Annotated in this window: 19 protein-coding genes; 5 read left to right on the top strand and 14 right to left on the bottom strand. The window is 58.9% G+C overall.

Features of this window, described 5'->3' with window-relative positions; genetic code table 11:
• Window positions 1-80 precede the first annotated feature (80 nt).
• Window positions 81-431, top strand: coding sequence for a YbaY family lipoprotein (locus tag ALO80_RS23385; protein ID WP_055010704.1), 351 nt, complete (start codon window positions 81-83; stop codon window positions 429-431).
• Window positions 432-624: 193 nt separating this feature from the next.
• Entirely contained in the window at window positions 625-1,314 is a 690-nt protein-coding gene (locus tag ALO80_RS23390) for a DUF4197 domain-containing protein (protein WP_054986707.1), read from the top strand.
• A gap of 73 nt (window positions 1,315-1,387) precedes the next feature.
• On the opposite strand, the gene ALO80_RS23395 is transcribed toward ALO80_RS23390, so the two are convergent.
• The gene (locus ALO80_RS23395) at window positions 1,388-2,197 is read right to left on the bottom strand and encodes a class I SAM-dependent methyltransferase (RefSeq protein ID WP_055010705.1); all 810 of its coding nucleotides are present in this window, start codon (window positions 2,195-2,197) and stop codon (window positions 1,388-1,390) included.
• A 96-nt stretch (window positions 2,198-2,293) separates the two neighbouring features.
• Between ALO80_RS23395 and ALO80_RS23400 the strand changes: the two genes are divergently transcribed.
• Complete coding sequence (locus ALO80_RS23400; protein WP_055010706.1) at window positions 2,294-2,917, top strand: hypothetical protein; 624 nt, start codon at window positions 2,294-2,296, stop codon at window positions 2,915-2,917.
• A 51-nt stretch (window positions 2,918-2,968) separates the two neighbouring features.
• Here ALO80_RS23400 and ALO80_RS23405 read toward each other — a convergent pair whose 3' ends face one another.
• From ALO80_RS23405 to ppc, 6 genes are all read right to left on the bottom strand, one after another.
• Window positions 2,969-3,658, bottom strand: coding sequence for an extensin-like domain-containing protein (locus ALO80_RS23405; RefSeq protein ID WP_055010707.1), 690 nt, complete (start codon window positions 3,656-3,658; stop codon window positions 2,969-2,971).
• Window positions 3,659-3,799: 141 nt separating this feature from the next.
• Window positions 3,800-4,669 (bottom strand): DUF72 domain-containing protein, encoded by an 870-nt coding sequence (locus ALO80_RS23410; protein WP_055010708.1) that lies wholly within the window; start codon window positions 4,667-4,669, stop codon window positions 3,800-3,802.
• A complete protein-coding gene (locus ALO80_RS23415; RefSeq protein ID WP_054986703.1) occupies window positions 4,666-4,977 on the bottom strand; it encodes a hypothetical protein in 312 nt (103 codons plus the stop codon). The genes ALO80_RS23410 and ALO80_RS23415 overlap by 4 nt, the downstream gene beginning before the upstream one ends.
• A gap of 234 nt (window positions 4,978-5,211) precedes the next feature.
• On the bottom strand, window positions 5,212-5,886 hold the full coding sequence (gene tsaB / locus ALO80_RS23420) for a tRNA (adenosine(37)-N6)-threonylcarbamoyltransferase complex dimerization subunit type 1 TsaB (protein ID WP_055010709.1): 675 nt from the start codon (window positions 5,884-5,886) through the stop codon (window positions 5,212-5,214).
• 92 nt (window positions 5,887-5,978) lie between these two features.
• Window positions 5,979-6,626 (bottom strand): adenylate kinase, encoded by a 648-nt coding sequence (gene adk, locus ALO80_RS23425; protein ID WP_054986701.1) that lies wholly within the window; start codon window positions 6,624-6,626, stop codon window positions 5,979-5,981.
• A gap of 282 nt (window positions 6,627-6,908) precedes the next feature.
• Complete coding sequence (ppc, locus tag ALO80_RS23430) at window positions 6,909-9,545, bottom strand: phosphoenolpyruvate carboxylase (RefSeq protein WP_055010710.1); 2,637 nt, start codon at window positions 9,543-9,545, stop codon at window positions 6,909-6,911.
• A 380-nt stretch (window positions 9,546-9,925) separates the two neighbouring features.
• On the opposite strand from ppc, the gene ALO80_RS23435 reads away from it, so the two are divergent.
• Together ALO80_RS23435 and ALO80_RS23440 are read left to right on the top strand one after the other, a co-directional pair.
• Window positions 9,926-10,339 (top strand): DUF4398 domain-containing protein, encoded by a 414-nt coding sequence (locus tag ALO80_RS23435; RefSeq protein ID WP_054986699.1) that lies wholly within the window; start codon window positions 9,926-9,928, stop codon window positions 10,337-10,339.
• A gap of 58 nt (window positions 10,340-10,397) precedes the next feature.
• Window positions 10,398-11,180, top strand: a complete 783-nt coding sequence (locus tag ALO80_RS23440; RefSeq protein ID WP_054986698.1) for an OmpA family protein — start codon at window positions 10,398-10,400, stop codon at window positions 11,178-11,180.
• Window positions 11,181-11,232: 52 nt separating this feature from the next.
• Here the strand turns inward: ALO80_RS23440 and ALO80_RS23445 are convergent, their stop codons facing one another.
• From ALO80_RS23445 to ALO80_RS23475, 7 genes are all read right to left on the bottom strand, one after another.
• The gene (locus tag ALO80_RS23445; protein WP_055010711.1) at window positions 11,233-11,580 is read right to left on the bottom strand and encodes a hypothetical protein; all 348 of its coding nucleotides are present in this window, start codon (window positions 11,578-11,580) and stop codon (window positions 11,233-11,235) included.
• Window positions 11,577-12,473, bottom strand: coding sequence for an alpha/beta hydrolase (locus tag ALO80_RS23450; protein WP_055010712.1), 897 nt, complete (start codon window positions 12,471-12,473; stop codon window positions 11,577-11,579). The genes ALO80_RS23445 and ALO80_RS23450 overlap by 4 nt, the downstream gene beginning before the upstream one ends.
• A gap of 309 nt (window positions 12,474-12,782) precedes the next feature.
• Window positions 12,783-14,060 carry a flavohemoglobin expression-modulating QEGLA motif protein gene (locus tag ALO80_RS23455; protein WP_054986695.1) on the bottom strand — a complete coding sequence of 426 codons (1,278 nt, stop codon included), beginning with the start codon at window positions 14,058-14,060 and terminating at the stop codon, window positions 12,783-12,785.
• A gap of 130 nt (window positions 14,061-14,190) precedes the next feature.
• Window positions 14,191-14,970, bottom strand: coding sequence for a TetR/AcrR family transcriptional regulator (locus ALO80_RS23460; RefSeq protein WP_054986694.1), 780 nt, complete (start codon window positions 14,968-14,970; stop codon window positions 14,191-14,193).
• Window positions 14,971-14,994: 24 nt separating this feature from the next.
• Window positions 14,995-16,497 (bottom strand): lysine--tRNA ligase, encoded by a 1,503-nt coding sequence (gene lysS / locus ALO80_RS23465; RefSeq protein WP_055010713.1) that lies wholly within the window; start codon window positions 16,495-16,497, stop codon window positions 14,995-14,997.
• 69 nt (window positions 16,498-16,566) lie between these two features.
• Window positions 16,567-17,662 (bottom strand): peptide chain release factor 2 gene (gene prfB / locus ALO80_RS23470; RefSeq protein WP_122239444.1). Its coding sequence is split into 2 segments (ribosomal slippage): window positions 16,567-17,589 and window positions 17,591-17,662, totalling 1,095 coding nucleotides; the frame shifts between segments, so codons are not numbered across the junction.
• Window positions 17,663-17,788: 126 nt separating this feature from the next.
• Window positions 17,789-18,793 (bottom strand): response regulator, encoded by a 1,005-nt coding sequence (locus ALO80_RS23475; RefSeq protein WP_055010714.1) that lies wholly within the window; start codon window positions 18,791-18,793, stop codon window positions 17,789-17,791.
• Window positions 18,794-18,828 lie beyond the last annotated feature (35 nt).

Genomic DNA, 18,828 nt, shown 5'->3' on the forward strand with positions numbered 1-18,828 from the left:
CAGGGTTTTATGCTCTCTGGCACCTGCTAGGGTGTGGTCTGTACCAACGACTGGTACTCACACTCAATAAGGAAATTGAAATGTCCAGCGAACCCCTAGTACGCCTTCAGGGCGAAGTGTATTACCTGCCACGTATTGCGTTGCCAACGGGCTGCAAACTGATTGTCACCCTGAGTGACATCAGCCTTGCCGACGTACCGGCCACTGTCATTGATGTCAGCGAAACAGAAATTACCCGCCAGGTGCCATTGCCTTTTGAACTGGGCTACGCAATGGATCGCTACCCCGTTCAGGGCCACACTTACGCCTTGTCGGCACGCATCGAGCGCGATGGCAGCCTTGAATGGATCGACGATACTGTGCACCGGATCGAACTGACCAACCAAGACCAGAGCGGCCTGAAGATAAAGGTCATTCAAGTGAACGGTTGATTGCCCGTCAAAGCAAAGGCTTTCGCCAGCGGCGCATTTCAACGCGTCGCTGACGTTACGAAAACATCATCTTCCTCGACGTGAGCGCGCTGTTTCCTTCGGGTTTTGAGTGAGCACCGCAACTTCCTGATACGCTTGATCGTGTACTGCGAAACAGACCCAGATCAGAAACCACTCTCACAAGGACGCTATCATGCCTCGCTTTTCGTTCACTCTCGCTGGCTTGTGTGCCGGTCTTTTGCTGTCTGCCAACGTGTTCGCCCTGTCGCTGAGCGACCTCTCACAGTCTGACGCCACCGGAGGGCTCAAGGATGCCCTGACACAGGGCGCTCAGGTTGCGGTCAAACAGCTCGGTGTGCCCGGCGGTTTCAGCAAGAATGAAGAGGTGCGTATCGAGCTGCCGGGCAAACTGGGGCAGGTCGCGAAAAAGATGAAGATGCTGGGCATGGGCACTCAGGTGGACCAACTGGAAACAAGCATGAACCAGGCCGCCGAGGCTGCCGTTCCTCAAGCCCAGGCGTTGTTGATAGATGCAGTGAAAAAGATGAGCGTAACTGACGCCAAGGCCATTCTCGGCGGGGGCAAGGACTCCGCTACGCAGTACCTCAACAGCACCAGCCGTGAACAGATTCGCGCCAGATTCCTGCCTATCGTCAAGAAGTCCACGGATCAGGTCGGTCTGGCACAGAAGTACAACGCATTCGCAGGCAAGGCAGCAGCGTTTGGCGCACTGGACAGCAAAAGTGCCAATCTTGAAAGCTACGTGACCGAACAGGCGCTGAACGGCCTGTTTGAAATGATCGCAAAACAGGAAGAGAGCATCCGCGCCAACCCGGCAGCAGCGGCTACCGGCCTGGCGAAGAAGGTATTTGGTGCACTCTGAATACAGTTGCTTCCCCCATGTAACGATGTCCGCCGGCTTTGACATCTGGCCAAAGGCGTCGGGGGTATGGCCTCTACACGTCCTTCTCGTCTGAAGCCGCCTTGGGCTTCAGGGCTTTCTTCGGATAGATGTCGTAGCGGCTGGATTTGCCCTCCAGCGCGTAACCCGGCTTGGGACCGTCGATGCAGGGAGCCTTGCGAGGGCGTTTGACCACCACCCGGTGTGTGGCAAGCGCCAGAGCTGCTTCCAGCAATGCCGGTGCGTCCATGTCATCGCCGACCAGTGGCCGAAACAGGCGCATTTCCTTTTTGACCAGTGCGGTTTTTTCCCGATGCGGAAACATCGGGTCGAGGTAAACGACCTGTGGCGGCTCTTCAGCCCAGCTCCGAATGAGCTCGATGGCATTGCCGGTCAGCAGGCGCATCCTGGCGACGATCGAGCCGACATCGCGATCACCTTGTGCCCGAGCAAGACCGTCCTCCAGCAGAGCAGCAATGATCGGCTGACGCTCGATCAGGCTCACCTCGCAGCCTAGGCTCGCCAGCACGAACGCATCCTTGCCCAGACCTGCCGTGGCATCCAGCACAGCGGGGCGAATACCAGGCTGAATACCGACCGCCTTGGCAATCATCTGCCCGGTGCCTCCCCCAAACAGCCGCCGATGAGCAACTGCACCGTCGACAAAATCGACTCGCACTGCGCCGGGCGCGTCATCGCCCAACTGCTGCAATTGCAAACCGCCATCGGTTGATTGGAGAGCAAAATCAGCTTGCGCATCGTGCAGGGGCAGGCCAAGACGCTCTGCCCACTGTGCCGCCAGTTCCTGTCCGCCAACTGCCAGGGCTTCGACCCGGATACGACTGCCTGCTTGCTGCTCAATCATTACGTCTACACACTCAAAAATTGTTAATGATCGGCAAAATCTGCCGATAACCAAGTATCCGGCATTTTGCCAGACCCAAGGCCAGTACCGATCGCTATGTCAGAGATTGTTCAATCAACCATCGGCTATTTGTCGCACTCAGGCGACTTTAGCGTTCGCAACAGCCGCACACTGGGTGGTGTGACGCAGCTGTGGTCGGATGCCTTTGCCCGGGCGATGGCTGATCAGGTCAGCAAAAGCACGCCAGTCCCGGTGCATCCGGCGGCTGTTGAAGTGGATGTCGAAACAGGCGAACCGGTCGCTGGCGCAAAAACCCTGAGCAAGATCGTCGAGCAGCGGACATGCCCGGTCACCGACACTGAGGTCAAGCCACCCGAGCCGCTGTTCCTGCCGATTGCCGAGTTTGACCTTGATTTGCTGCCACCTCCTGCCGAACCGTTCAGCATGGCCGAGCTGATCGAACAACAGCGCGATCTGGAATTCGAAAGCCACTGGGTACGCCCGACCGTTCTCAACCCTTATAACGACAGCGTCAATCCAGGCCCGGGCCCACAGCCTCGTCCATTGAACCTGCCGATTGCCGAATTCGAATGGGAACTCGCCGACAAGCCCGCCTTGCCCCTGGATGAGCAGACCATCGCAGCCCAACAACGTCAGTTCGACTACGAAAACGGCTGGGCACGCCCGCTGATCCTGCAAAACCTTAGAATGGCCGCATAAACGGCAAGCCTGCGCGTTGAGCCGGATGCTTGAAGCGTGCTGCTGATTTGCCTACCGGCACACCTGCCATCTGCCCATGTCCACGTGAAAATGATCACGATGCGCCGCGTTGTATTCAGGCCCGAGCACTGTGCTGAAATGCTTGCAGGCACCATCGCGCACCAGCCTTAGAAAACGCCCTTTGTCTCCCTCATCGCTCCAGTCCTTGAGCACTCCGATGCGCTGGCCGTCAGCCAGACGAAAGCCTGCCATGTCCAGCGCATTGGCCGTCGCATGCTGGCTGAGCCGACTGTTGGCACGGTTGTAGATGTTACGGCAGGCAAAGCTGCCCAAGTGGTCTATCCGCACTACCCGCTGGCCGAAAACCGCTTGAGCAGCAGGCTGCAAGGTGTGGATATCGAACAGCGCATAAGCCACCGCCAGCGGACAACTGGCGAGGAAGCTGCTGCTTGGCGCAACGTCGCCGCCCTGGATGCGCAAGGTGTTCTCCAAAGGGCAACGAGCAGATGGACCGCTGTCGGCCTGGCGACTGAACCGCAGTCCGGACGTACTCAGCGCCTGATCGCACAGCGCGGTGTCGCTCTGCAATCGTGACAGTTTGTAAGGCGTCAAAAAATTCGGTTCGGCCCGCACATCCAGCGGTGCCCACGGATTCCAGCGTGCAGGTACATCGACCCAGCCTCGCCAGACCGCAAACGCGCCAACCACGCAGAGCATCAGAAACACCAGCAACACGCGCATGCTCAACCCAGGTTCCGAGTAAACCCGGCGAACGGGACAGCCGCTGTGAAAGCATTGGTGTGACAATCAAAACAGCGCGGTCGCGAATCCATCTGCATGCCCTTTAAAAGATGAGGCTTATCGGCCCACACCTGAAAGACCTCAGAGCAAGCCCAACTGTTCCACTTGAGGTCCGCGATCCAGTTCGGACAACGCAGGCAGGCCGGGCAATCGCGCCATCAGTTGCCGGTGAAAACGCATGGCTTGCTCGGCAGCCCTTACGTTGTCAGGGGTGTGCAGGAAGACATAAGGCGTGCGTCCTTCTTCGATCCACACGGCGACTTTTTCTACCCACTGCACCAGAAACCGGTCGTTGGCCTCCAGGTCCGGACCGCCGATGAAGCGGACCTGGGGAAACAGCGTCAACGCTGCCGGACGAGGCGGCACCTTGGGCTTTTTCGATTGGGCGTGCAGCACAGCGGGATCGCTCGACACACAGCTGAACAATGCCCGCGAGTCGAGACAGATGCGCTCGACACCTCGATCCAGCAACACACGATTGAGCATGCGCTCTTCGTCGCCCTTCATGAAAAACGCCATATGGCGTACTTCCACTGCCAAGGGCACGGTGAGCTCATCGAGAAACCCGATCAGCTCGGCGAGACGCTGGGGTGTGAAGCTGGCTGGGAGTTGAAGCCAGAATGGCGCGATCCGGCTGCCCAGCGGTTTGAGCAGGCGGATGAATTCCTCGGCTGCACCTACCTGCTGACGGAGGTCACCGCCATGACTGATGTCCTGATGAAACTTAGCGGTGAAACGAAAATCTTCAGGCATTATTTCTGCCCAGCGCTGCACAGTCGTGGCGGCAGGACGAGCATAGAACGTGGTGTTGCCTTCAACAGCGTTGAAGACCTGGGTATAAAGACTCAGAAAGTCGTTGGGGCGGGCATCTTCGGGGTACAACGACTGTCGCCAGGCGTTTTCACTCCATGACGGGCAACCGAGGTAGTACGGCAGGTCAGACCCAATCAAACGTGAAGATCGAGTCCCGATACTTCAAGGTCCCAATCTACAAAGCTGGCAGTGGTCAGGTAGCTGGCCAGTGCGTGGGCGACACGCGAACTCATAGAGCGCGGGAAAATGATGTCTTGCGGACGCGCAGGAACGTTGGCAGTGCTGCCAATCGGTGAATCACCCGCTTCGCGGCGAGCCTGAGCCGCAGGAGCCGGTAACTCGGCGTCAACTGTGACTTCTTCGAAAGAACCTTCTACGGTCGAAGGCGTTTTCTGCGGCTTTCGCTTGATCGGGTAAGAACGTGATGATGTTCCGTCTATGCGCATCGATTATGTACTCGGCGTCGATAGTGGCAATTTAGCGTTACTGCCTTGTAGTTCGCAAATTGCTTAACGATAACTAGACCACATATATTGCAAATTGTTTTCGCCAAATGAGATTAAAGACCATTCAGACGATAAACGGTAGATGGCAAATTGATATTTTACTGTCATCTACTGAACTATGATTGCCTCGATAACCCTGACACCCAGCCGTTCTTCCGTGCCTGAAGCCCGGATTTAACGCGCTTTGGGTGTGGCGACCTTGTCTCGCAGGTAGACTGGCAGCGCATCGTCTGCCGGCAAGGTTTCGCCGCGGTTCCAGGCAAAGGTCGCCAGCGTCAGCAAATCCTGCGCATGTGGCAGCATGCCTGCATCATGCCCTGCCAGACTGACCGGAATACGCTCGGCATAGCCCCACCCCGTACCGGCACCAAACCATTGCCCGCTGGCTTGCACGGGCAATGTTGCCAGTTCCGGAGCCATGACCGCTTCGTTGCCTGACAGACGCATCTCCCCTGCTGTCTCGCGGTAGCAGCCCCAGTACACCTCATCCATGCGTGCATCAATCGCCGACGCCACCTGGGAAACACCCTGTTCGCGATACGCGCGCTGCGCCAATACGGCAAGGTTGGAGACGGGCAATACCGGCCGATCGAGCGCAAAAGCCAGGCCTTGCACGACGCCGATGGCGATACGCACGCCGGTGAACGCACCAGGACCGCGTCCGAAGGCGATGGCATCCAGTGCCGACATCGCAATGCCCGCCTCGGCCAGCAGATCCTTGATCATGGGCAACAGTCGCTGAGCGTGCAGACGCGGGATCACCTCGTAGTGGCTCAGCACTTTGCCGTCATGCAGCAAAGCAACCGAGCAGGCTTCAGTGGCGGTGTCCAGGGCCAGCAAGGTGGTCATCGGTGTTTCCGTCTTGGTTAAAGTCAAAAAGTGCAGCAGTATAAATGACAAATGGCCCGCAAGCGGGCCATTTATTGATCAGCCTGCATGCCTCAGCTCAAGGCTTGCAGTACTTTTGCCGTGATGTCTTCAACCGAGCCGACGCCCGGAATATGGCTGCACTTGGGCTTGCCATTCTTCGCTTCAAGCTTGCTGTAGAACTCGACCAGCGGCTTGGTCTGGGCGTGGTACACCGACAGGCGATGGCGCACGGTCTCTTCGACATCGTCCTTGCGCTGCAGCAGCGGTTCGCCAGTCACATCATCAATACCTTCGACCTTCGGCGGATTGAAGATGGTGTGGTAGATACGCCCGGAACCTTCGTGAACCCGGCGGCCGGACATGCGCTTGACGATTTCTTCGTCATCAACGGCGATTTCCAGCACATGGTCGATTTCCAGACCGGCTTTCAACAAGGCTTCGGCCTGTGGAATGGTGCGCGGGAAGCCATCGAACAGCACGCCGTTCGCGCAGTCCGGCTCGGCCAGGCGGTCCTTGATCAGGCCGATGATCAGGTCATCGGAAACCAGACCGCCTGCATCCATGACGCTTTTGGCTTTCAGACCCAGTTCAGTACCAGCCTTGACCGCAGCGCGCAGCATGTCGCCTGTCGAAACCTGCGGGATGCCGAACTTTTCAGTGATGAATTTTGCCTGAGTACCTTTACCGGCCCCGGGAGCTCCCAGCAGAATCACGCGCATCGTCATGCTCCTCAAATTTTTTATAGTGAAATCATCGGATTCGCCTCGGGGGCCAATCTAAAAAATGAATCAGGCCAACAGGCCGAAAGGCTGATCAAGATACACAGCAGACCGAGGCCGCACAAGCCGCCGAAAGTCGCAGTCAGCGCAGGCTCACCGGCTTGCGCGCCTTGATTATCGAGTGATGTGACCTGTATCAACGTTCAAGCCAGACCGGCACACACGTCTCGCCCCTGCCGCCGCCGAGCCGAAATGGCGCAGCGACGACATTGCCCGGATCGATCAGCCGGTGTTGCGCAGACCAGCAGCGATCCCCGCCACAGACACCAGCAGCGCCAGTTCCAGAGGACTGTCCAGACTGGCCTCGCGGCTGCGTGAGCGGGACAGCAGCTCCGCCTGGAGCAAATGCAACGGGTCGAGATACGTGTTGCGCAGGCTGATGAATTCCAGCGTTTCAGGGCTGTGAGCCAGCAGTTGCGTCTGCCCGGTAAGCCCCAGAACCACATTGCACGCCTGCGACAATAGGTCGCGTAAATGTGCGCCTAAATGTTGCAGCTCAGCGCTGACCAGACGTTCGTCGTAAAGCCGGGCAATATCGGCATCGGCTTTGGCCAGAACCATTTCCAGCATGTCGATGCGGGTTCTGAAAAACGGCCACTGCTCGCGCATCTGGCCCAGCACCTGACCTTCCCCACGTTCCAGGGCCTTGCTCAATGCAGCCTCCCAGCCCAGCCAGGCGGGCAGCATCAAGCGCGTCTGTGTCCAGGCGAAAATCCATGGGATAGCGCGAAGGCTTTCTACCCCACCCTCGCGGCGCTTGGCGGGGCGACTGCCGAGCGGCAGACGGCCCAGCTCCTGCTCGGGCGTCGCCTGACGGAAATACTCGACGAATTCAGGGTTCTCGCGCACCACCGCACGGTAGGCACTGACTCCGTCGCTCGCCATCTGGTCCATCATCGACCGCCATGCCGGTTGCGGAGGCGGCGGTGGCAACAGCGTGGCTTCCAGCACTGCTGCCAGATAAAGATTGAGGTTCTGTTCGGCGATGTCCGGCAGACCGAATTTGAAACGAATCATTTCACCTTGCTCGGTGGTCCGGAAGCGCCCGGCCACAGAGCCCGGCGGTTGCGACAGAATCGCCGCATGCGCGGGGCCGCCGCCACGACCGACCGTACCGCCACGACCGTGAAACAGCAGCAGTTCGACCTGCTGCTCGCGACAGATTTCCACAAGTCGCTCCTGCGCCCGGTACTGCGCCCAGGCTGCCGCCGTAGTGCCTGCGTCCTTCGCTGAATCGGAATAGCCGATCATGACTTCCTGCGGGCCGTGAAGACGAGAGCGATAACCCGGCAAACCGAGCAACGTCTCGATCACCGGCCCGGCGTTATCCAGGTCGGCCAGGGTCTCGAACAGCGGCACCACACGCATAGGCCGTTGCAGCCCGGACTCTTTGAGCAGCAACTGCACGGCCAGCACGTCGGATGCGGAACCTGCCATCGAGATCACATAAGAGCCCAACGAAGCTGCCGGGGCTGCTGCCACCTCTCTGCAGGTTGCCAGGACTTCAGCCGTATCGGCCGCCGGTTTGAAGTAGGACGGCAGCAACGGTCTGCGGTTATTCAGTTCGCGCAACAGGAAGTCGATACGGGTCTGCTCATCCCATTCCTCGTAGCGCCCCAGCCCAAGGTAATCGGTGATCTCGGTCATCGCCGCACAGTGGCGACTGGAATCCTGACGGACGTCCAGTCGTACCAGAAACAGACCGAACGTGACGGCGCGGCGCAGGCAGTCCAGAAGCGGCCCGTCGGCGATCACGCCCATGCCGCATTCGTGCAGCGACTGGAAGCACAACAGCAGCGGGTCCAGCAGCTCGCGATTGTCTCGCAGCACCGCTTCGGGCGCGGGCAAGGTCTCGCTCAGTGAAGCATTGGCCCAGTTACGCGTGGCACGCAGGCGCTCGCGCAGACGCTTGAGCTCCGCCCGGTAAGGCTCGGCACTGTCGCCGACGCTGGCCCGCAAGGCCGCACTGGCCTGTTGCATCGACAGTTCTGCGGCCAGATTGTCCACGTCACGCAAATACAGGTCAGCCGCCATCCAGCGTGCCAGCAATAGCACTTCACGGGTAACCGCAGCCGTGACATTCGGGTTGCCGTCACGATCCCCGCCCATCCAGGAGGCAAACCGGATCGGCGCTGCTTCCAAAGGCAAATGCAGGCCGGTAGCCGCGTGCAGTGCGTGGTCAGCCTTGCGCAGATAGTTAGGAATGGCGTGCCAGAGGGAATGCTCGATGACCGCAAAGCCCCATTTGGCTTCATCAACCGGTGTGGGCCTGATCCGCCGGATCTCTTCGGTATGCCAGGCTTCGGCGATCAGTCGCTGCAGGCGCGAGGTAATCTGTGCGCGCTCGGCGCTATTGAGGTCGCGATGATCGAGCGCGGCCAACTGCGCAGCGATCGCATCGTACTTCTGAATCAGTGTGCGACGTGCTACTTCGGTCGGGTGCGCCGTCAATACCAGTTCGATTTCCAGCTTGCTCAACTGGCGCGCCAGGGCATCAGGCGTATGGCCTTCCGTTTTCAGGCGATCAAGCAGCTCGGGCAGCACCCGTGATTCGAAAGGCAGGGGCTGTCTATCGTCACGCCGATGCATGAGCTGATATTGCTCGGCAATATTGGCCAGGTTGAGGAACTGATTGAAAGCGCGAGCGACAGGCAGCAGCTCGTCATCACCCAACCCGTCAACGCTTGAGCTAAGTTGCTCGGCACCCTCTGCAGAACCGCGCCTGCCAGCTTTGGCACCCTTGCGAATACGCTCGATCTTGTCGAGAAATTCAGCCCCTCGCTGATCACGAATCGTGTTACCCAACAGTTCACCCAGCAGGTGAACGTCTTCGCGCAGACGCGCATCGATATCGGCCATCGTTCCTCTCCCGGTTTTTGTCTGGGCTCAGTTACGTACCCGCCTGGCAGCACGGGCGCACATGAATTCAAATCCGCATTGCCAACAGTGCACCAAAAGCCTGCAATTCGACAATGCTTCAGCGAAAACCTGCGCGTTGAAAGAGTCATCCATTCTGATTCGAGGGCCATTGATATGACAGCCGACATACTGACAGTTGTCTGAAGGAGGCGAAAAATTCCTGACCGCCCGGTAGATATTTATCTGAACTATTCAAAAACCGCGCAGGTCCGAGCCATTAACCATTACAGGAAAGCCCGTAAGGCAGCAGGCGGTTGTACGACCTCATGCCCGGACTTGATGCAACAACTGTCATGGATAACCACGTTCGGAGTCAGACAATGGAGTTGATCACCATGAACACCTTAACTGCCAAAACCAAGTTCAAAGGCCTGCGCGGTCTCAAGTTGGCTGCGCTGGCGCTCGGTAGCACCTTTATCCTCGCCGGTTGTGCAGGTAACCCGCCATCCGAGCAATATGCAGTTTCGCAATCGGCCGTTAACAGCGCCGTCAGCGCTGGCGGTACCGAGTTCGCAGCGGTGGAAATGAAGTCGGCTCAGGACAAGCTGAAAGAAGCTGATCTGGCCATGCAGGATCACAAGTACGATGAAGCTCGCCGTCTGGCTGAACAAGCCGAGTGGGACGCTCGTGTAGCAGAACGCAAATCTCAGGCCGCCAAAGCTGCCAAGGCTGTGCAGGATGCTCGTCAGGGCGTCAACGAACTCCGTGATGAAGGCTTGCGTCAGGTGCAGTGAACGCCCTGAACACCTTCTGCTTTCATGAATTCGTAACTGATTAAAGGACGACCTTATTATGCGTAAACAATTGATGATCCCTGCTCTGCTGGCCATGAGTGTTGCTCTGGCAGCCTGTGCAACCAAGCCCAACCCTAATCTGGAACAGGCACGCAGCAACTTCACCGCGCTGCAGACCAACCCGGAAGCCACCAAAGTTGCCGCCCTTGAAACCAAGGACGCCAGCGAATGGCTGGCCAAGGCAGAACAGGCTTTCCGTAACGATGATGACGTCAAGAAAGTCGATCAGCTTTCTTACCTGACCAACCAGCGCGTCGAACTGGCCAAGCAGACCATCGCTCTGCGCACGTCCGAAGCAGCGCTGCAGAACGCTTCCGCCGACCGCGCCAAGGCGCGCCTTGAAGCGCGTGACGCTCAGATCGCTGCACTGAAAAACAGCCTGAACGCCAAGCAGACCGAACGCGGTACGCTGGTGACCTTCGGTGACGTGCTGTTCGACTACAACAAGGCCGATCTCAAGCCGACCGCCCAAGGCGACATCGGCAAGCTGGCTGCTTTCCTTCAGGAAAATCCTGATCGCAAAGTGATCGTCGAAGGCTACACCGATAGCACCGGTTCGGCGTCCTACAATCAGTCGCTGTCTGAGCGTCGCGCCAATTCGGTTCGCATGGCACTGGTGCGCATGGGTGTAGACCCGGCTCGCGTCGTCACCATGGGCTATGGCAAGGAATATCCTGTTGCTGACAACTCCAGCAACTCGGGCCGCGCCATGAACCGTCGTGTGGAAGTCACTATCTCCAACGACAACCAGCCTGTTGCACCACGCTCTTCGATGAAATAATCGACCGGGCTGCTGCACCGAAGCCCCGCCTGCGCATACAGGCGGGGCTTTTTCATGGGCGAAGGTTTTTAACACTGTCTTTATTGCCTGGGGTTTGCTGGCCGAGGCAACGCACGGCCTGCCTGCGGTCATCAATCAATACGCCCGACAGGCCTTTTCGCGACGTATCGAACAGCACCAGTACGCCATCAACACACTGCGCAACCTCAACGGCCGGCGTGGCAGCGACCTTGTAATCCTCGCCGGGCACGGTTTTGAGCAGGGTGAATTCACCGAGCAGCAGCGCATCCTCAGGTTTCGCGAAATGCAGATAGCCATAGAACCACAGACAGCCCACCGTGCCGATGACCGCGCCAACAGCGCTAAAGATCATGCCGTTGAGATTACGGTCGCGGCTCATTGCGCGGGCGGTGTTGCAGGGGTCGGGTAGTTGGGCACTTCCGCGAGGCGGCGCAGGCCGTTGAAGTGCGTCGGGTCGTCCAGATAACGCAGCATGACCTGACGCCAGAGAGGGTCTGCGAACGTCTGCACATGCTCACCCCGAGTCAATTGCAATACCCGCGGTGGAGGCGCGGCCTTGTACAGTTCGATACCGTTGGCGAGCGGCACCAGCGTGTCGTCCATGCTGTGGAAGATCAGCATCGGTGTGCCGGCCAGTCGTGGCAGGCCATTGACGGCGCTGTCGGCCTCCGGGATCAACCAGGACAAGGGCGTTTTCAATGGCCAGGTCAGCCACGATTTGCTCAGCGAGTTTCGCGCGACACTGCGGTATCTGGCCGGCACGCTGTCCAGCACCAGCGCCTTGAGCCGCGAACGCTCTTGCGGGTGTTCGGACAGGTAATGCACGGCCAGCGCCCCACCAATGCTTTGCCCCAGGACCACAAGGGGTTTGCCTTGCACCTGCGGTGCAGTGTTCAACCAGTCGAAAGCGGCCTGAACGTCCTGATAAACCGCTGGCAGGCTCGGCTCGCCCTGCGACTCGCCATAGCCACGGTAATCCAGCATCAACACCTGATAACCCTGCTCGGGCAGCCACCAGACGCCGCCCAGATGCCACGACAGGTTGCCACCGTTGCCGTGCAGATGCAGCACCGTGCCCTTGACCGGCACCCCTTGCCTGGCAGGCAGCCACCAGCCATGCAGGCGCGTGCCATCGGCGGCGGTGAGGTTTACATCCTGATAGTGCAGACGCGCCTTGTCAGGCGTGAACGGAACACCCTGCTCGGGGTAGAACAACATCGAACTGCAACCGGTAAGCGCGAAAAGCAGGGTGAAGAGGCCGAGCAGTTTCAAATGGAGCTTCCTTGTTGTTTTCATCGTCACATCACTCCCGTGCTAACGCTCCGCGCTGACACGAGACGCAGGTGTATGTCGTTCCCACGCTCCGCGTGGTAATGCATTTCGTGACGCTCTACGTCACATTGCAGACATGGTGCGCCATTCAATCCGGCCCGGGATACAGACAGCACCGACGCCCGGGACTGTTTGCGCTCGATACCGCGCAAGGCTGCAAATTTGTGACGCGGAGCGTCACACAACGCATGCCAACGCAGAGCATTGGCACGATAGTCAGTTCGACTTGTGCAGGGCGACGATCGATGCCTACAAAATATTCGAGTAATCCGCTTCGATTCGGTCCAGGCTCAGGTGATTGAGGAAGTTGGAGAAGCACATCCAGGCCGACAAGGCGTTCATGTCGCGGAACTGCTCAGGCAAGTATTTGGGTGCTACCACCAGCCCTTCATCGACCAGTTGCCGCAGGGTTCGCATGTCTTCCAGCGTGGTCTTGCCGCAAAACAGCAGCGGCACCTGTTCGAGCTTGCCCTTGCGCACGGCCAACTGAATGTAGTTGTAGACCATGATGAAGCCTTTCAGATAGGACAGGTCTTTGGTGAACGGCAGGCCGTTAGGCACCGAGCCGCGGAATACGCGGCTGGCATTGCCGTAGCTTTCCGACATGCCAAAACCTTGCTCGCGGTAGAATTCGAACACTTGCAGAAAATCAGCGCCCTGCTCCGCCATGTGGATGGCGCGCGTACGATTGGTCAGCTTGCGCAGACGACTGGGGTAGGAAGCAAAGGCAATGACTTCCATGAGAATGGCCAGGCCTTCCTGAGTCACCGTCGATGACGGCGGACCTTTGGACAGAAACGTACAGATCGGCTGGTTTTGCCCGTTCAGCGTGGTGCCGACGTGCACCAGTCCCTCGTGAACCTCCAGCGCTCGTACGTCCCGCTCGTTGAACATCGCGTCAGTGCGGATCTTGATGTAATCGGCACCGGCAGCCGCGTCGGCGACGATCCCGTCGGACTCGAACACCCTGATGGTTTCCTCGGCCTCACCGAACACACGGTTCAAACGCGATTGCAGAAGCGAAACCGCATCCTTGGCCGTAAGGGTTTTCGCTTCATCCTTCAGGTCACCGCGCCCGGCGATGTTGTTCAGGTAATCCGAAAGCATCAGGCCAAGATCGGCCAGCGTCGGGTCGCCGGCATGAAAAGCATCGGACGCAGCGCCATACAACTCCTGCGAGATCAGCCCGAAGTCGGGCGTGCCGCGCGCTTCAAGCATACGCACCACCATGCGGTATTCACGGCACATGCGACGCATGATCTGACCCACCGGGTTGAACTGCCCCAACTGGCGCGTGACGTCCCGCTCGATGTTCTGAAACTCTTGCTTCAAGGCTACCGAATCGAAGCCCAGCGGACGGTTTTCGTAATACGCACGGTCCACCGCAGGAAGCGCCTTACCCTTGGCGGCCAGAAACTCCTTGCGAACGGTCTCGTCCCATTTAACCGCATCCAGAATGCGAATCGGCGTCTGTGCAACGACGATCCGATCCGATAAAGCACGAATAGTCTGTTGATACTCGTCCACCGGTACTCCTTGGCTGTCTCGCTACTGCTCGATGGCGAAGGAAAGCGCGCCATCGCTGGAAAATATCGACACTGGCAGGATCGTCAAGCCGTCTGAACGACCGATCCAGGGCACGTCGCAAAAAGTATAGTCACCCTCGAACCGGCTGCGGCGTGCCCAGCACCAGGCGCATCTGCCGGGTCAGGATACACAGCATTTCTTCGTCTGCCTGACGCTGTGGCCCATGCAGCAGACCTTGATACTCCATGCGCCGGATAAGCCCCGTCAATACCTGAGCATCCTGATAGGGCTGCAGCGAGCCAATGACCTGGAAAAACTGACAGCTGCCCTGCAACAGAATTTCCTGATGGGCCATTACCAGCGGCGTCAGGCGCGGGTTGATCAGTGCTTCGTGGTAGAACGCCTGTTCAGCGATCAGATAGTCGCGACGGGTCAGCAACTGATGCCGGATATGCTCCATTACCATCCGCGCAATGTCATCGGCCAGCCGAAAACGGTCGGTCGGGCTGCCTGAACTGCGACTCATCATTTCACGCAGAATGACTTCGGTGTTCTGCCACAGCCGTGCCAGGTAGTCGGCACTGCGCTGTACATACTGGGCGAAGGCATCGGTGAGCAGGTCATCGATATCCTTGAAGTAATAGGTCGTTGCTGACAACGGCACGCTGGCTTCGGCGGCCACCGCCCGATGACGCACGGCGCGTACGCCATCGCGCACCACGATGCGCATGGCCGCGTCGAGAATCACCTGCCTGCGTTGTTCACTGCCTTCGCGTGCAGCCTTGCGACCCTGATACTTGACGCTTTTGGCCACCGCGCTCGCTACGCCGGCGGCCCCTTCTCTGGCAATCGTCACGACAGTTTCCTTTTTGGGATCGTCCCGAAAAACACCTAAAAAAAAGCCGCCCATTGAAGGCGGCTGTTTTTCCACTGGTTACGCTTGCGGGCGCATGTGCGGGAACAGGATCACGTCCCGAATCGACGGTGAGTCGGTGAGCAGCATCACCAGCCGGTCGATACCGATCCCCTCACCCGCCGTGGGCGGCATGCCGTACTCTAGCGCGCGAACAAAGTCGGCGTCGTAGTGCATGGCTTCGTCGTCACCGGCGTCCTTGTCGGCCACCTGAGCCTGGAAGCGTTCGGCCTGATCTTCGGCGTCGTTGAGCTCGGAGTAGGCGTTGGCGATTTCGCGACCGCCGATGAACAGCTCGAAACGGTCGGTGACGCTCGGGTTTTCGTCGTTGCGACGGGCCAGCGGAGACACTTCGAACGGGTACTGAGTGATGAAGTGCGGCTGCTCCAGCTTGTGCTCGACCAGTTCTTCGAAAATCATCACCTGCAATTTACCCAGGCCCTCGAAGCCGAGCACCTTGGCCCCGGCCTTCTTGGCGATGGCACGTGCCTTGTCGATGTCCTGCAGGTCAGCAGCGGTCAGATCAGGGTTGTACTTGAGGATGGAGTCGAACACCGACAGACGCACGAACGGCTCGCCGAAGTGGAACACCTTGTCGCCGTAAGGCACGTCGGTGCTGCCCAGGATCAACTGCGCCAGTTCGCGGAACAGTTCCTCGGTGAGGTCCATGTTGTCTTCGTAATCGGCGTAGGCCTGGTAGAACTCGAGCATGGTGAACTCGGGGTTGTGCCGGGTTGAAACACCCTCGTTACGGAAGTTGCGATTGATCTCGAAGACTTTCTCGAAACCGCCGACCACCAGGCGCTTGAGGTACAGCTCCGGCGCGATGCGCAGGAACATTTCCATGTCCAGCGCGTTGTGGTGGGTTTCGAACGGTTTGGCTGCCGCGCCGCCTGGAATGGTCTGCAGCATCGGCGTTTCGACTTCAAGGAAGTCACGCTTCATCAGAAAGCTGCGAATATGAGCAATGACCTGCGAGCGCACGCGGAAGGTCTCGCGCACGTCCTCGTTGACGATCAGATCGACGTACCGCTGGCGATAGCGCTGCTCGGTGTCGGTCAGACCGTGGTGCTTGTCGGGCAGCGGACGCAGCGATTTGGTCAGCAGGCGAACGCGGGTCATCTCGACATACAGGTCGCCCTTGCCGGAGCGCGCCAGGGTGCCTTCGGCAGCAATAATGTCGCCCAGGTCCCAGGTCTTCACCTCGGCCAGGGTTTCTTCGGGCAGGGTCTTGCGGTTGACATACACCTGGATGCGCCCGGTCATGTCCTGAATCACCATGAACGAGCCACGGTTGAGCATGATGCGACCGGCAACCTTGACCGGAATCGCTGCCTCTGCCAGTTCTTCCTTGGTCTTGTCGACGTACTGTTTCTGCAAGTCGTTGCAGTAGCTGTCGCGGCGGAAGTCGTTGGGGAAGGCCTGACCCTTGGCACGGCCTGCAGCAAGCTTTTCCTTGCGCAGGGCGATCAGGGTGTTTTCTTCCTGTTGCAGGGCTTGCGGGTCGAGTTGTTGGTCGCTCATGTCTTTAAATATTCCATCACAGGTTCGCCCTCGTCCTGCGACGAGGGGCTTGAGGTGTCGGCTGACGGTTTACAGCCCTTGCTTGAGGCTCGCGATCAGGTATTCGTCGATATCGCCATCAAGCACCTTGTCGCAGTCGCTGCGTTCGATGTTGGTCCGCAGGTCCTTGATACGCGAGGCGTCCAGTACATAGGAGCGAATCTGATGACCCCAGCCGATATCGGACTTGGTGTCTTCGAGGGCCTGGGACGCTGCGTTGCGCTTCTGCACTTCCTGCTCATACAAACGGGCCCGCAGCATTTTCATGGCGGTGTCCTTGTTCGCATGCTGGGAACGTTCGTTCTGGCAACTGACCACGGTGTTGGTCGGAACGTGGGTGATACGTACCGCCGAATCGGTGGTGTTTACGTGCTGACCACCGGCACCGGAGGAGCGGTAGGTGTCGATGCGCAGGTCCGACGGATTGATGTCGATTTCGATGTTGTCATCGATTTCCGGCGAAACGAACACCGCAGAGAACGAGGTATGGCGACGGTTGCCAGAGTCGAACGGGCTCTTGCGCACCAGACGGTGAACGCCGATCTCGGTACGCAGCCAGCCAAAGGCGTATTCACCCTTGATGTGCACGGTAGCGCCCTTGATACCGGCGACTTCACCGGCGGACAGCTCCATGATAGTGGCGTCGAAACCGCGCTTGTCAGCCCAGCGCAGGTACATGCGCAGCAGGATGTTCGCCCAGTCCTGCGCTTCGGTTCCGCCGGAACCGGCCTGGATGTCCAGGTAGGCGTTGTTGGGGTCCATGTCGCCACTGAACATGCGGCGGAATTCGAGTTTTTCCAGCGATTCGCGCAGGCGCTCGACTTCGGCAGCCACGTCATCGACGGCAGCCTGGTCTTCTTCTTCGGCGGACATCAGCAGCAGGTCTTTGGCATCGGCCAGACCCGAGGACATTTCGTCCAGGGTTTCCACGATCTGCGCCAGCAGGGAGCGCTCGCGCCCCAGTTCCTGGGCGTAGGCCGGGTTGTTCCAGACGTTTGGATCTTCGAGCTCGCGGTTGACTTCGGTCAGACGATCATGTTTGTGATCGTAGTCAAAGATACCCCCGAATGGTTTCGGAGCGCTCGGACAAATCCTTGATGCTGTTTAGGATCGGGTTGATTTCCATGGTGGGCAGCACTCGCAGGCGAAATTTTCAAAGCCGACGAGTATACCCCAGCCCGGGCCGCTAAGGCAGCCCGTCGGGCAGGCGTTCTGCTGCCTATTTTATCGGCAGCAGGACAGCAGGCTGTCGTCAGCCCGCTGCAACCTGATTGCGGCCGTTGTTCTTGGCCTGATAAAGGCCCTTGTCGGCGTCCAGAATCAGCTGACGGCTGTGCATCCCGACCTGCGGCGTCATGGTCGCAACACCAATGCTCACGGTCAGACTGGAACCGGACGTCGGCGCGATGTGCGGGATATTCATGCCCGACACGCTCTGGCGCAGTTTTTCAGCCAGCAGACGCGCCCCGCCCGGAGAAGTATTGGGCAGAACCATGGCGAACTCCTCGCCACCGTAGCGCGCCGGCAAGTCCGACGGGCGACTGCAACTGTTGCGGATGGCTTTCGCAACCTGACGCAGAGCCTCATCGCCCTCGAGATGCCCGAAGTTATCGTTGTAAGCCTTGAAGTAATCGACATCGATCATCAACAGCGACAACTGCGCCTGATCACGCGTTGCCCGTCGCCACTCCAGCTCCAGGTACTCATCGAAATGGCGACGGTTCGACAGCCCGGTCAGGCCGTCGGAGTTCATCAGGCGTTGCAGCACCAGATTGGTGTCGAGCAATTGTTGCTGGCTGACCCGCAGGGCGCGGTAGGCCTCGTCACGCTGCAAGAGCGTCATGTACGAGCGAGAGTGATAACGAATGCGTGCTACCAGCTCGATGTTGTCCGGCAGTTTGACCAGATAGTCATTGGCCCCTGCCGAGAAGGCAGCGCTCTTGATCAGTGGATCTTCCTTGGTCGACAACACGATGATCGGAATATCGCGAGTCAACGGGTTGCTGCGGTATTCGCGAACCAGCGTCAGACCGTCCAGGCCCGGCATCACCAGATCCTGGAGAATCACCGTCGGCTTGATCTGCACCGCCTGGGCAATTGCCTGATGCGGGTCGGCGCAAAAGTGGAAATCGATCGATTCGTGGCCAGCCAGGCCACGCCGGACTGCCTCGCCAATCATGGCCTGATCATCAACCAGAAGCACCATCGCGGTGTTTTCATCCGGGGTCTTGATCTCGTCCGTCTGCAGGTCATGCATGATGTATCTCCTGATCGCCGACCACCGGTGCGGAC

It is taken from the genome of Pseudomonas caricapapayae (genome assembly GCF_001400735.1).
Classification (GTDB): domain Bacteria; phylum Pseudomonadota; class Gammaproteobacteria; order Pseudomonadales; family Pseudomonadaceae; genus Aquipseudomonas; species Aquipseudomonas caricapapayae.